This is a genomic window from Thermosipho atlanticus DSM 15807 (assembly GCF_900129985.1).
In the GTDB taxonomy this organism is placed as follows: Bacteria; Thermotogota; Thermotogae; order Thermotogales; family Fervidobacteriaceae; genus Thermosipho_A; species Thermosipho_A atlanticus.
Window position 1 is genome coordinate 77713 of sequence record NZ_FQXN01000002.1, and the last position, 13884, is coordinate 91596.

Consider the following 13884-nt stretch of genomic DNA (forward strand, 5'->3'; position numbering starts at 1 on the left):
AAATACTATGGGTTATCATACGCCTGGAACGTGTCTCAAACGCCAGAAAAGGCTACATGTTCCAGCGGATGTTTATTTCAAAAATCTTGAGGAGGTGAAGTTTGTGTACGCTATTGTAGAGAGCGGAGGAAAGCAGTTTCGTGTCGAACCAGGAAAAGTTTTCTTTACAGAAAAGATAGTTGGAAAAGCAGAGGGTGAAGCGGTTACATTTGACAAAGTTATAATGGTCAAGACGGATGATGGGAAAACGCTTGTGGGAAAACCCTATCTAGATAATGTAGAGATTACGGGTACTATTGTTGAACACGGAAGGGCAAGAAAGATTTTAGTTGGGAAATTTAGACCGAGAAAAAACTACAAGAGAATAAAAGGTCACAGACAATGGTACACAGCGGTAAAAATTGAAAAAATAGAAGTAAAATGATTAAATGCACCTTTTTAAAAGAAAGTGGGTTTTTTGAAAAGTTTATTATAACAGGACATTCGTTATACGCTAGAAAGGGAAAAGATATAATCTGTGCAGCGGTAAGTACAGTATCACAACACACTGCAAGATTTCTTGAAAAAAAAGGTGCACAATTAAAAATAGAAGAAGGTTATCTTGAAGTAAAGGATATAGCAAAAGATGAATTTTCACAAACATTTGTTGAAGAGCTTTTAACGACTTTAAAAGACTTAGAAGAACAATTTGGAAGATTTATAAAAGTGGAGGTGAAGAATGATGAGAATTGACATACAGCTTTTTGCAAAAAGTAGTACTGCAAAAAACGGTCGCGATAGTAATCCTAAATTTCTTGGAATAAAAAGAAGTGACGGCCAAAAAGTTCTTGCAGGAAATATAATTGTTAGACAAAGGGGAACAAAATACTGGCCTGGAAAAAATGTAGGAATGGGTAGAGACTTTACCTTATTTGCATTAAAGGATGGGGTTGTTAAATTTGAAGTAAGAAACAATAGAAAATACGTGAGTGTTTACGAAGTAGAATAATGGGTGGTAGTATGACTAACGCTAAACGCGTTGCAATCATCGGGGTATTTTCAGCACTTGCATTTGTAGTAATGTATATAGAATTTCCAATATTTCCAGCAGTGAATTTTTTAAAGTACGACCCAAGTGATATTATGGCACTTTTAATTGCATTTATATATTCTCCTACGACTGGGATTTTGGTTCTTGCGATAAAGGACGTATTATTTTACTTGTTTAAATCTGGAGATATTGTCGGTATTATAATGAATTTTGTTGCAGGTGTATTATTTATTCTTCCAGCAGCTATAATTTATGCAAAAAAAGGAAGGGCAAGGGAAATATTTGGATATATTATTGGAGTAGCTTCTGCAACTGGCGGAATGGTACTTTTAAATATGGTTGTTGTACCGTTTTACTGGAAAGTACCTCTTGAAACGGTATTTACGTTACTCCCATGGATAATAGGTTTTAATGCAATTAAATTTTCTATAGATTCGGTAGTAAACTATATTATTCACAAGCGCGTGAAAGGTATTTTAGAACCGAATAATGAGAGCATTTAAGGAGGGAGGAATAACAATGGCTAGAACTTTGCCAATACAAAAAACAACATTTTTAAAGAAAGAAGAAGTACAAAGAGACTGGTATGTAGTAGATGCAAATGGACAAACCCTTGGAAGACTTGCTACAAGAATTGCACTTGTTTTAATGGGGAAAAATAAGCCAAATTGGACACCACACATTGATTGTGGAAATTTTGTTGTGGTTGTAAATGCTGATAAAATAAAACTTACAGGTAAAAAAATGGATCAGAAAAAATATTACAGACACACAGGATACCCAGGTGGTATAAAAGAATTTACTGCAAGACAACTTTTACAGAGAAATCCTGAAAAATTAATTCAACTTGCAGTAAAAAGAATGCTTCCAAAAACAATTCTTGGAAGAAGGGCACTTAAAAGATTAAAAATCTACGCTGGTCCAGAACATCCACATCAAGCACAAAAACCAGTAGAATTGAGTTTTTAATAAGGAGGGGTAGATGAGATGGCAGAATATTACATGGGAACAGGAAGAAGAAAGACTTCTGTTGCTAGAGTATATTTAAAAGAAGGTAATGGAAAAGTTGTAATTAATGATAAAGAATATGAAGATTTAAACGGATACCTTGAAAATTCTGTTTGGACACTTCACGCATTGGAACCATTAAAGGTTACAGGACTTGAAGGTAAATTTGATATGATTATTAGAGTAAATGGTGGAGGGAAATCTGGTCAAGCTGGTGCTATCAGACTTGGTATAGCAAGAGCCCTTTTACAATACAGCGCCGAACTAAGACCTACTTTGAAAGAAAAAGGCCTTCTTACAAGGGACCCAAGAATGGTAGAAAGAAAGAAATACGGTCTCAGAAAAGCAAGACGTGCTCCCCAATTCTCCAAACGTTAATTTTGTCATATCCTTACATACACTTGTGGCAGCGTTTGCTGCCACCTTGTCTTCCTTTTAAAGAGGTGACTTAATGCTTTCAAAAAAGGTAATTGAGGAAATTAAGTCAAAAGTTGATATTGTTGATGTTGTTTCAAGGTACGTTAGCCTTCAAAAGGTTGGAAATAACTATAGAGCTTTGTGTCCTTTCCATACTGAAACCACCCCTTCGTTCTATGTCAATCCATCCTTTAAGACATACCACTGCTTTGGCTGTGGAGCGTCTGGGGATGTAATAAAGTTTCTTCAGGAAATCGAAGGAATTTCATTTATAGAAGCATTAAGAAGACTTGCAAAAGAGGCAGGTGTAAAGATTGAGCTTGAAGATTCATCGAGTTTTCATACTCTTTATTTAAAATTTTACACACTTTTAAACGAAGAGTATAAAAAAAACTTAACTGATGTTGCAATTTCGTATTTAAAAAATAGAGGATTTAGTGAAAGTGAGATAGAAAAGTACGAGTTTGGTTTTTCACCAATTGATTCTGATTTACCCTTTAAAATTGCCAGAGAGCTTAATATAAACTCTTTAAGAAAACTTGGATTTTTACATGGCAAAGATCCATTTTCAGGTAGATTAATTATTCCAATAAAGGATGAGTATGGCCGAGTAATTGCGTTTGGTGGAAGGGTATTGGGTGAAGGACAACCAAAATATATCAATTCATATGAAACTGATTTTTTTAAAAAATCCTCAACTTTATTTTTGCTTGATGTTGCAAAAGATAAGATAAAGAGTGCTGATTTTGCGATTATATGCGAAGGGTATTTTGATGCAATAGCTTTTCATAGGGCGGGACTTACAAATTCTGTAGCGACACTTGGCACTGCTTTTACAAAATACCATGCAAGAAAAATAAGGAAGTTGACACAAAATGTGGTTCTTTCATTTGATACTGATTCTGCGGGGATAAAGGCAGCTCTTTTAAGTTTAAAAATTTTGCTATCACAAAATTTTAATGTGATGGTAGTTATGTATGAAGGTGAAAAAGATCCAGATGAAATTCTGAAATTAAAAGGTAGCTCAGAACTTGTTGATGTTGTAAAATCGGCTATACCTGCAGAAGTATTTGTTCCAAAGGCATTGTCTAAAAAATACGATTTGAAAAATTCAAATGCAATAAATATGTATTTAGGAGAATTAAAACAGTGGGATGAAGTTTTTAAACTTGTACCTAAGAGACAAGAAAATTTTAGGAATACCATTAAAGAAATATTGGGATATGATTTTGATTTTTCCAAATCTCTTTCGTACAAGATTAGAGAGGCAACAAAACTACCAACTTTGGAAGATATGCTTGTTTATTTGTACTTAAATTTCCCTGAACGATTTGAAAATATTGAAGTAGATTTAGAACTTTTAAAAGGAGAAGCTCGGGAATTTTTCACTTATGTAAAGAATGAGAACTTCTCCTTTGAAAGATTGTCTAAAGATTTGTCTGAATATATAAACAGGGTTTTGAAGAAATTAGAGAATACTGAAATTGATGAAATATATATTGAAACAATTGAGAGAAAACTCCTTGAAAGAAGTTTAGAAAGAAGAATAAAGGAGATTGATGATTATTTGAAAAACGCATCTGATGAAGAAAAAAAGGTATTACTTCAAACCAGAATTGAGATTGTAAGGCAACTTAAAAATCTTGGGAGGTGAACTCCTGATGGCAAAAAGAAGAACCGCAGTAGACACAAGCGACAAGAAAATAAAAGAGTTAATTAAAATTGGTAAAGAAAAAGGATTTGTAACTTACGATGATATTGATAAAATGTTTCCTCCAGAAAAAGTTGAAGATTTTGATGGAAATTTACTCGAAAGGGTATATGAAGAACTCGAAAAGAATGGAATAACAATAACCGATACTTCGGGATTAGATACAGATATCAATGTCCAAGATTTCCTTGAAGAATCCCCGAAATTTTACGATAATATGGCTCCAAAAGATTTGATAAAAATGTATTTAAGGGATATTGGTAAAATCCCACTTTTAAGTCAATCTATGGAAAGAGAACTTGCAAGACGTGCGCAAATGGGTGATGAAAGAGCAAAACAGAAACTTGTAGAATCAAACCTTAGACTCGTAGTAAGTATAGCAAAGAGATATGTTGGTAAAGGTCTTTCGTTTCTGGATTTGATTCAAGAAGGAAATGTTGGTCTTTTAAAGGCAGTTGAAAAATTTGACTGGAGAAAGGGATACAAATTTTCAACCTATGCAACTTGGTGGATTAGACAAGCTATTACAAGAGCAATAGCTGATCAGGCACGAACAATTAGGGTACCAGTCCATATGGTTGAGACAATAAACAAAATGCAAAAAATAATGAGGGAATATTATCAAGAGCATGGGGAAGAAATTCCAATTGAAGAACTTGCAAAAGCACTTGATAAACCGGTTGAAAAAGTAGAAGAAATAATGCAGGCTGCAAGAGAAACAACGTCTCTTGAAGCACCTGTGGGCGAAGATGAAGATTCAACTGTTGCAGACTTTGTCCCTGATGAAACAATAGCATCTCCAAAGAAAGAAGCAATGAGAATGCTTATAAGGGAAGAAGTGGAAAAGGTGCTAGAAACGTTGAATGATAGAGAAAAATTAGTTTTAAAAATGAGATACGGATTAACGGATGGTAAAGCTAAGACTCTTGAAGAGGTAGGGCAGTATTTCAACGTTACTAGAGAAAGAATTAGACAGATAGAAGTAAAAGCTTTGAGAAAATTGAGACATCCATCAAGAAGTAGGTACCTTAAAGTTTTATTTAAAATGCTTGATGAAGAATAAAAAAACCGCACTAAGGGTGCGGTTTTTATATAAAACTTTATTTATTGGGTGATACATATGATATTTAAAATTGCATTTAGAAACTTTTTCTTAAACTGGAAAATGTCTTTACTAGTTATATTAGGTACAATGATCGCAACTATGCTTGTTGTGGGAGCTTTGTCTTTAAACGATTCTGTTGATGCATGGTTTGCTCAAAAGATTTTGAGAAATTTTGGAAGTGTAGACATTGTAGCGAAAGATAAAAAAGATACTTTTTTCTTTCCTAAGGCACTTGATGTAGAAAAGGTGGGTGATTACTTTCAAAAATTAAAAGAAGAAGGTACAGTTAAGGATTATACCTTTGTTTCGCTTGTTTCCTCAAGAATAGAAAAAAATGGTAACTTCTTTGATATATTTGCAATTGGGTATGACGACAATCTTTTAAGATTTTCTGGTCAAAAAGTTTCGGGAGTAGTTATTTCAAAGGATCTTGCAGATGCCTTGAATATAAAAAGGGGAGATATTATAAATTTAGTAACTGTAAATGGAAAGCAAAAAGTAAAGGTAGATTATATTGGGACCCTTGAATTTAACTTCCGCGGAGAAACAGGGATGACAAATGGCTCTATCTTTATGCCAATGGATATGTTGAGAGAGCTGAGATTGTATGCAAACAAACTTCCAAATACTGTATTTGCTTCTCTTAATGTTCCAATTAGTGAACATGAATTAATTGCTAAAAAAATTGAAGATGAAATAGATCTTCGAGTTACACCTACAAAGTACAATTTAAAGTATTCTCCTCTTAACAGAGTAATTGGATATCTTTTCCTTGGATTTAGCGGATTTGCACTTTTGAGTAGTTTTCTATTTATTTCCAACTTTTTCGGTGTTTTAGCTGAAGATAGAAGAAAAGTTCTTGGAACTCTTAGAGCTTTGGGATATTCCCAAAGAAAAATTGCATCAATCTTGTTTGTAGAAGGATTTACATATCTTTTATTTTCTTCCCTAATTGGGGCAACTGCGGGGATAGGTTTTGGAAGATATTTATTGAGTTTGGTAAACAAAATGCCGTCTCTTCTTGCTTCTGACACAGCACTTCCGGAGACTATTTATTTTACAATTACGTTTAAAACTATTTTATTTGGGATATTAATATCACTTGTTTTACCAATATTTATCCTCCTTTATCGAAGTGTTTCCTTCTCAAAAATTTCCCCTGTTGTTCTTTTATCAAGAGAAGAAATACTTCCAAAGAGAAAATTTCTTTATGTTTTTTTCTTCCTCCCAATATTTTTGTATTTTGTTAAACCTTACTATTCATTAGTCTCTTTAATAGCAATAGTGCCTTTGTTTGTAAAAAAAGATTTTTTGCAAGTTGTTTCGGGGGCCCTGGTTATTTTAATAACCTACTTTCAAATTGGAACGGGTGGCGGCTGGGATTATTTAGCACGAGCAGGGTTATTTTTGCTTGGAAGTATATACATTGTATTTGGAATACTCCCATGTGTAAAGAACTACTTTAAACACTTTAGAAATATTTCAACAGTGCTTGCTCTATCGTATATTGATAAACAAAGATGGAGAAATTTTGTAGTATTTCTTGTATACTCTGTTATAACTTTGGTAATATTACTTACAGCAATACTTCCAACAAGTATTTTTAATTATATTGATAACAAAACTAATATAGGTATTTTAGGATATAACTTTTTAATAGTGGAAAATCCTTTAAAAATATTTTTTGGTGGAAGTACCTACGATAGAGATGAACAATTCAAGTCGTTGTTTAATAACTTGGTAAAGATACAACTTGTCGATGCAAAATATAAAGATAGAAATGTAGTTGTTATTTTAGCGGGTAAAGATATCGTTAAATCTCTGAAAATTGAAGGAATTAACACATTATACCTTGAAAACAAAGAAGGTATAGGGAGTAAAGATATATTCACAAAAGATGCAACATATACTCTACAAATAAAGGGAATATTACCTGGGATTAGCAAGAAAATATCCGAAAATTTTGTTATAAAAGAACTTTATGATCCAAAATCCATGGTAGTTCCCTTTGATGGAATACTTGTGTATAACCAAAAAATACCAGGTGCGCTGCAAGGTTATGCGGGAGTCGTAAAAGATAGTAAAGCAGCCCAGAGGGCAAAAAAAATTGTGTATGAAAGATTTGACGGCCCATTTTATGTTACAGAAGAACTTGATAAAGTATTTAATAGTGTTAGGTATTTTGTAAGTATAGCTATTCAGCTTTTCTATTTTGGCTTTGTCAGTGGTTTTTCAGGACTTACTATACTCAGTATTAAAAATGTATATTCTAGAAGAAGAATAATAGGCTCACTAAAAGCTATTGGAGTAAATAAAATGCAAGTGTTTAAAGCTTTCTTATTTGAATCTATAATGATAGTTACAATAGCAATTTTAACGGCAATTTCTACTGTGACATTTATTACACTTGATTTTGCAAAACTCATTGTTGATGAAATTCCGGATTTTTCAATAACTGTTCCATGGGGGCAAGTATTTCTAATATTAGGAGGAGTGTACTTGATAACTATTATTTTCACAATCTATCCCGCAAATCTTGCTCAAAAGGTTGATCCAGCTGAAGCAATACGAGTTTTTGATTAATGAAACAGAGTTTTTACATTAAAAAAATTGACACAATTAAAATGAAAGTGTAAAATATAGTTTGTATTAAAGTATATAATGAATTAATAAATAGATAGGAAAGGGGAGGAGCAAAATGGCAAAATGTCAAGTTTGTGGTAAAGGACCCGTATCTGGAAAAAATGTATCACATTCTAACAGAAGGACAAACAGATGGTTTAGACCTAATCTTCAAAAAGTTAGAGTTTTGCTCGATGACGGAACAGTAAAAAGAATGTGGGTTTGTACAGATTGTCTAAGTGCAGGAAAAGTCAAGAGATACGTTAGTAAATCGAGCACAGAGGTGGAGGCTTAATAAGCGGGGTAACCCGCTTTTTTTATATATGGTTAGAGTATCTCTTTGGTACAAAATATTGAATATAGTGCATTTATCTTTTGTTATATTTATAATCTCACATTTTCTCACTCTCCCCATATCAATTTATATATTTTCTCTCCTTTTATTTTCACTTCTACTATCATTTAGCCTGTTTTTGGAAGCTATGACATTTAAAATGTGTGTTTTTGTTGATAAAGTAGTTATTTTTTCTATTTTTTATGAAAAAACTTTTAATTATAATGATATAGAAGATTTTAAAATAGGTATTTTAAGTGGTAAAATAAAACGAAAACATGAGAAAAGTTATTTTGTTTTTCCGCCGGTTAAGGGGGGAGATTTACGGAAAGTAGAAGAACGTATGTGGAAATAAATATTCGAAATTATATTTCGAATTTGAGATACTTTCAAAAAAAATGTGCACCTGCAAAGGTTATGCCCGTAGTTAAGGCTGACGCATACGGTCATGGTGCAATTATGCTTTCTAAAGCAGCTGAAAAAATGGGAATTGATTACCTTGCAGTTGCATTTTTGGAAGAAGCGTTAGAATTGAGGGAAAATCGTATAAGGACAAAAATACTCGTTTTTAATTATGTAGAGAAAGATTATGTTCCGTTAGCTATTAAAAATAACATAACTCTTACGATGTTCTCCTGGAACCAACTAGAAGAATATAAGTATTTAAGAGAAAAACCTGTTGTTCATATAAACATTGATACTGGGATGAATAGAATAGGAATAAAACCTGAAGATGCGAAAATATTTTACGAAGAACTTTTAAAGTACGGTTTTAAAGTTGAAGGTGTGTATACACATTTTGCAGTAGCAGATTCACTGAAAAAAGAAGACATTGAATATACCAAGAAGCAATATGAGAAATTCATTTCTGTAAATTTGAATGTTCCAATTAAACATGTATGTAATAGTGGAGCTTCTATTTCAGGTATTGTCCCGTACCACAATTATGTAAGAATAGGAATTGCAAGTTATGGCTTGATGCCAAGTGATGAAGTTTTGGATGAAAATTTAAAACCTGTACTTAGTTGGAAAAGCGTTGTTTCCCATGTAAAGTATATTGAAAAAGGTGAAAGTGTAAGTTACGGTAGAACCTTTGTAGCTGATAATAAAATTAGAGTAGCAACAATTCCTGTTGGATATGCAGATGGTTATTGGAGACATTTATCAAATATAGGCGAAGTGTTAATTAACGGTAAGCGTTGCAAGATATTGGGAAGAGTTTGTATGGATCAATTTGTTGTGAAAGTGGACGAAGAAGTTAAAGTAGGTGATGAGGTTGTTTTGATAGGATATCAGGGGAAAGAGCATATAAGTGCGGAAGAAATAGCAAAAAAGGTTGGAACTATAAATTATGAAGTAACATGTAGAATAACCAATAGGGTACCTAGAAAATATAAAGGGGTGGAACTTTGAAATTACCAAAAGAAATTATTGAAAAATATAGGGAACCTTTTATTTCGGAACTTGGAAATTATATAAACTCAGAACTTGAAATAATTGTTAAAGTTAAAAGCAAAAGACTAATGGAAAACAAGAATGGTCAGAAATATCTCCTTTTAACTTTTGAAGATAAAACTGGAATCTTGCGAGCAATAGATTGGTTTAATGCGGAAACAAATGATTCAAAGGTAAATGTTGGTAATATTATAAGGACTAGTGGAAAGGTGGTAGTATACGACGGGAGATTACAATTCAATCTATTGCAAGATTCACCTGTTATTGTGCTAAAAGAGGGAGAATACAGTATAGATAGATTTGTTATGGAAGCAAAACGTTCAATAGACGAAATAATGGATGAGATTAAAAAATTAATCGATTCGATAAAGAATGTTCATTTAAAAAGATTATTAAATGAATTCTTTGAAAGGGATGAAAGTTTTCTCAAAAAATTTAAAAGTGTTCCAGCAGGTGCTAAGGTTCACCACAATTATGTTGGAGGACTTGCCGAACATTCTAGTACTGTTGCACAATTATGTGATAGTGTGTGTAAAACGTACAAAAATCTTGATAGAGATTTATTAATAGCCGGTGCACTTCTTCATGATATTGGCAAAATAAATGATTACAAAGTAACCTCAAAAGGAATAGAAATTACAACTCAAGGTGAACTAATTGGACATATAGTGTCGGGGTATGAAATGGTTAAGGTAAAGGTAAAAAAAATGAAAGTACCGGAAGATATTTCCACAAAATTACTTCATATGATAATATCACATCATGGTGAGCTTGAATGGGGTTCTCCTGTTGTGCCTAAAACACCTGAAGCTTATGTTCTTCATATGATAGAGAATATGGATTCAAAATTAAATAGAATATTTGCAATCAAAGAAAAAGAACTTGAGGGAAATCCGGAAAAAGACTGGAGCGATTATGATCCAAATCTTGGAAGAAGATTTTATCTAAAACACGAGCTTGATTGAAAGGGGAATGTTTGTGGCTAAAAAGATAATAATTGTAGAATCACCTGCAAAGGCGAAAACTATAGAAAAAATTCTTGGGAAGGATTACAAAGTTATATCCTCAAAAGGGCACATAAGGGATTTACCCCAAAAAAAATTTGGGGTAAATCTAAAGAATTTTGAACCAGAATTTGAAATAATACCTGGAAAAGAAAAGGTAGTTGAGGCAATAAGGAAAGAAATAAATGGTAAAGAAGTTTTATTAGCTTCAGATATGGATAGAGAAGGTGAAGCAATTGCTTGGCATCTTTCTCAAATACTTGGACTTAATGGGAAAAATAGGATAGTTTTTACTGAGATTACTCCAAGTACTATAAGAAAATCTGTTCAAAATCCTAGAGAAATAGATCTAAAAAAAGTAAACGCCCAACTTGCTAGAAGGATACTGGATAGAATTGTTGGATATAAAATAAGCCCCCTTTTATGGAAAATTATCAAAGGTGCAATGAGTGCTGGAAGAGTTCAATCAGCTGCTTTAAAAATTATCTGCGACAGAGAAAGAGAACGCTTTCTATTTGTCCCCAAAGAGTTCTACAAAGTTTCTATAAAGCTTAAAGACTATGATATAAAGGCAAATCTTTGGAGTATTTCGGGAAAGAAAATAAAGCAGGAAAACGTGAGTGAAAAAATAGCAAGTGATATAAAGGAAAAAATAAAAAAGGTAACATTAGTTGATATTAAAGAAAAAGAGACAAAAAAATCTCCACCGTTACCATATATTACAAGTACTCTGCAACAAGATGCCGCAAATAAACTTGGATATACAGTTTCAAGAACTATGAGAATTGCCCAATCTCTGTATGAAGGAATTGATACTCCGGAAGGTCATATTGCTTTTATTACTTACATGAGAACAGACTCTACAAGAGTATCTGATGAGGCAAAACAAATGGCTCAAGATTTGATAACGGAATTGTTTGGAGAAGAATACGTCGGGGTAAAAAGAAAGGCAAGAAAGAAAAAAACTTCCAAAGTGCAAGATGCACATGAATGTATAAGGCCGGTTAATGTAAAAATTACTCCAGAAAAAGCTAAAGACCTTTTGTCAAGAGATCATTACAAGTTATACAAGCTTATTTGGGAACGCTTTGTAGCTTCCCAAATGAAAGAATCAAAGTACCTGGATCGAACGTATATTTTTAAAGAAGGAAAATACGAATTTAGAACAACAATTTCAAAGTTAATTTTTGACGGGTTTGAAAAGGTACTTACTACTTCAAAAAAAGAAATAAAGCAAATTGAGCTTGAGAAGAACAAAGAATATGAACTTGAAAAAGTAATAGCTGAAAAAGATACTACCAAACCACCTGCAAGATTTACGGAAGCTACACTTGTCAAAACACTTGAAGCAGAAGGTATAGGAAGGCCTAGTACCTATGCAACAATTATTACAACATTACAACAAAGAAAGTATGTTGTAAAACAAAAAAGAGAACTTATTCCAACACTTCTTGGTTTTGTAGTTGAAGATTTTTTAACGAAAAAATTCCCGGAAATTGTGGACAAAAAATTTACGGCTTTAATGGAAGAAGAGTTGGATAAAATTGAAACTGGTGAAAAAAAATGGAAAGAAGTGCTTGATGAATTTTATAAAGAATTTGAAAAATATTTAAATGATGCAAAAACTAAATTTTATTCAATTAATTATAAAACTGATTTACCTTGTGAAAACTGTAAAGACACTTTTTACAGTTTAAAAATTGGAAAGTATGGGTTATATTTGAATTGTGAAAAATGTGGAACAAATAAAAGCATTGATAGTACTATAAATGCTGTACAAATTGAAAATAAGGTTTATATTGAAAAAATATTAAAAGAACATGAGAAACACAGTATTGCGGAAGATTCTTGTCCGAAATGCGGGGGACATTTAACAAGAAAAAAAGGAAGGTACGGTTACTATTTTAAATGTGATTCTTGTGATTTTACAGTTTCTGGTTATAAAATAGCTAACGGTAAATGTCCGAAATGTGGTTCGCTCGTAGTTATGAAAAAAAGTAAAAAAGGTAAAAGCTATTGGAGTTGTATAAATCCAGACTGTGATTATATGTCATGGAATGAACCAAAAGATAAATAAGAATTTAAAAAGCCCCTTGCTTCAAGGGGCTTTTTAACCTTAGATCATACTTCCTTCACTAAACATATCGAAAGCATCTTCATCGTTTAGTTTTAAAGTTAATTTTTTCAGATGCAATCTTTCTTCTTCAATTATTTTATTTAATACTTCAAGACTTGGTATAAGGGCTTTTATATTTGTATAAAAAATTATTGAATCCTTTTCTACCTCAATTGCTCTTTTAAGTGCTTCTTTAAGATTTGAGGGAATGTTTTCATCATTTAGTTTAGGAAAGATAATCTCCTGGGCATATGTTGTTGCATAGCCAACCTCTTCCTCATTCAACATTCCAATAGATTTTTCTTCGTATTGTTTCAGAAGTTCTTCGAAGATTCTTGAATGTTCTCTTTCTTCATTTGCAAGTTCTTCAAATAATGTTCTAATTTTCTCTGGAGATTTTTTTGAAAGGTTAGAATAGTAAGAATAACCAACGCCTTCGATTTTTAACGCTATCCCCATTAATTCATTAATGGTCATGTTGTTCACCCCCCTTATCTTTTTATTATACCACAATAGATTTTGGCTTTGTTTTGTTATATAATCATATTGAGGTGGTCAAATGTTAGACATGTTTTTTTTGTTTGTAAAAATAGGTTTTCTTGCATTTGGAGGCGGTTGGTCCGTAATAGGAATAATACACGATACAGTTGTTACAAAAGGGTGGCTAACGCCTGATCAGTTTAAAGAAGTTATATCCCTTGCACAAATGACACCAGGTCCTGTAATGTTAAATACAGCTACATACATAGGTTTAAAATTGTACGGTATTTGGGGTGCAATTTTAAATTCTTTTTCTATACTTGTAGCTCCAATTGTTTTTACTTCTATTTTCTTTTATTTTAGAGAGAAGATATCAAAAAACAGAAAGTTGATTATGTCTCTCAGATACGGAGTTACGTTTTTGATATTTTTAACTCTTCAATCTCTTGTGTTTAAGATTGATAATATATATCAAGTAATTATCGCGATAGTGGCTTTTTTCTTGTTTATAAAAACAAAAATCCATCCATTATACGTAATTTTCCTTGCGGGAGTTTTTGGATTAATATTTCATAGATAATAAAAAAATCCACCTCAGAAGA

General features: G+C 32.4%; 15 protein-coding genes. 14 read left to right on the forward strand and 1 reads right to left on the reverse strand.

Annotation, left to right across the window (positions count from 1 at the left end):
- The first annotated feature begins 103 nt into the window (after positions 1–103).
- From rplU to topA, 13 genes are all read left to right on the forward strand, one after another.
- Positions 104–424, forward strand: coding sequence for a 50S ribosomal protein L21 (rplU, locus tag BUB65_RS02670; RefSeq protein WP_073071919.1), 321 nt, complete (start codon positions 104–106; stop codon positions 422–424).
- Positions 421–732, forward strand: a complete 312-nt coding sequence (locus BUB65_RS02675) for a ribosomal-processing cysteine protease Prp (protein WP_073071921.1) — start codon at positions 421–423, stop codon at positions 730–732. Before rplU ends, BUB65_RS02675 begins: the two co-directional genes overlap by 4 nt.
- A complete protein-coding gene (rpmA, locus tag BUB65_RS02680) occupies positions 722–988 on the forward strand; it encodes a 50S ribosomal protein L27 (RefSeq protein WP_073072474.1) in 267 nt (88 codons plus the stop codon). Before BUB65_RS02675 ends, rpmA begins: the two co-directional genes overlap by 11 nt.
- Before the next feature lie 11 nt (positions 989–999).
- Positions 1000–1533, forward strand: coding sequence for an ECF transporter S component (locus tag BUB65_RS02685; RefSeq protein WP_073072476.1), 534 nt, complete (start codon positions 1000–1002; stop codon positions 1531–1533).
- Between the two features lie 16 nt (positions 1534–1549).
- Positions 1550–1999: a 50S ribosomal protein L13 gene (gene rplM / locus BUB65_RS02690; RefSeq protein ID WP_073071923.1), complete on the forward strand. Its 450-nt coding sequence runs from the start codon at positions 1550–1552 to the stop codon at positions 1997–1999.
- Between the two features lie 18 nt (positions 2000–2017).
- Positions 2018–2416 (forward strand): 30S ribosomal protein S9, encoded by a 399-nt coding sequence (rpsI, locus tag BUB65_RS02695; protein WP_073071925.1) that lies wholly within the window; start codon positions 2018–2020, stop codon positions 2414–2416.
- A 73-nt stretch (positions 2417–2489) separates the two neighbouring features.
- Positions 2490–4109, forward strand: a complete 1620-nt coding sequence (dnaG, locus tag BUB65_RS02700) for a DNA primase (RefSeq protein WP_073071927.1) — start codon at positions 2490–2492, stop codon at positions 4107–4109.
- 7 nt (positions 4110–4116) lie between these two features.
- Positions 4117–5229: an RNA polymerase sigma factor RpoD gene (rpoD, locus tag BUB65_RS02705; protein ID WP_073071929.1), complete on the forward strand. Its 1113-nt coding sequence runs from the start codon at positions 4117–4119 to the stop codon at positions 5227–5229.
- Between the two features lie 57 nt (positions 5230–5286).
- Positions 5287–7854 (forward strand): ABC transporter permease, encoded by a 2568-nt coding sequence (locus BUB65_RS02710; RefSeq protein WP_234946724.1) that lies wholly within the window; start codon positions 5287–5289, stop codon positions 7852–7854.
- Between the two features lie 115 nt (positions 7855–7969).
- Positions 7970–8188 carry a 50S ribosomal protein L28 gene (gene rpmB / locus BUB65_RS02715; protein ID WP_073071931.1) on the forward strand — a complete coding sequence of 73 codons (219 nt, stop codon included), beginning with the start codon at positions 7970–7972 and terminating at the stop codon, positions 8186–8188.
- Between the two features lie 384 nt (positions 8189–8572).
- A complete protein-coding gene (alr, locus tag BUB65_RS02725) occupies positions 8573–9640 on the forward strand; it encodes an alanine racemase (protein ID WP_073071936.1) in 1068 nt (355 codons plus the stop codon).
- Complete coding sequence (locus BUB65_RS02730) at positions 9637–10647, forward strand: 3'-5' exoribonuclease YhaM family protein (RefSeq protein WP_073071939.1); 1011 nt, start codon at positions 9637–9639, stop codon at positions 10645–10647. The genes alr and BUB65_RS02730 overlap by 4 nt, the downstream gene beginning before the upstream one ends.
- Positions 10648–10654: 7 nt before the next feature.
- Positions 10655–12763, forward strand: coding sequence for a type I DNA topoisomerase (gene topA, locus BUB65_RS02735; RefSeq protein ID WP_073072481.1), 2109 nt, complete (start codon positions 10655–10657; stop codon positions 12761–12763).
- 39 nt (positions 12764–12802) lie between these two features.
- On the opposite strand, the gene BUB65_RS02740 is transcribed toward topA, so the two are convergent.
- A complete protein-coding gene (locus BUB65_RS02740) occupies positions 12803–13279 on the reverse strand; it encodes a ferritin-like domain-containing protein (protein WP_073071941.1) in 477 nt (158 codons plus the stop codon).
- An 82-nt stretch (positions 13280–13361) separates the two neighbouring features.
- Between BUB65_RS02740 and BUB65_RS02745 the strand changes: the two genes are divergently transcribed.
- Positions 13362–13862, forward strand: a complete 501-nt coding sequence (locus tag BUB65_RS02745; RefSeq protein WP_073071943.1) for a chromate transporter — start codon at positions 13362–13364, stop codon at positions 13860–13862.
- Positions 13863–13884: the final 22 nt, after the last annotated feature.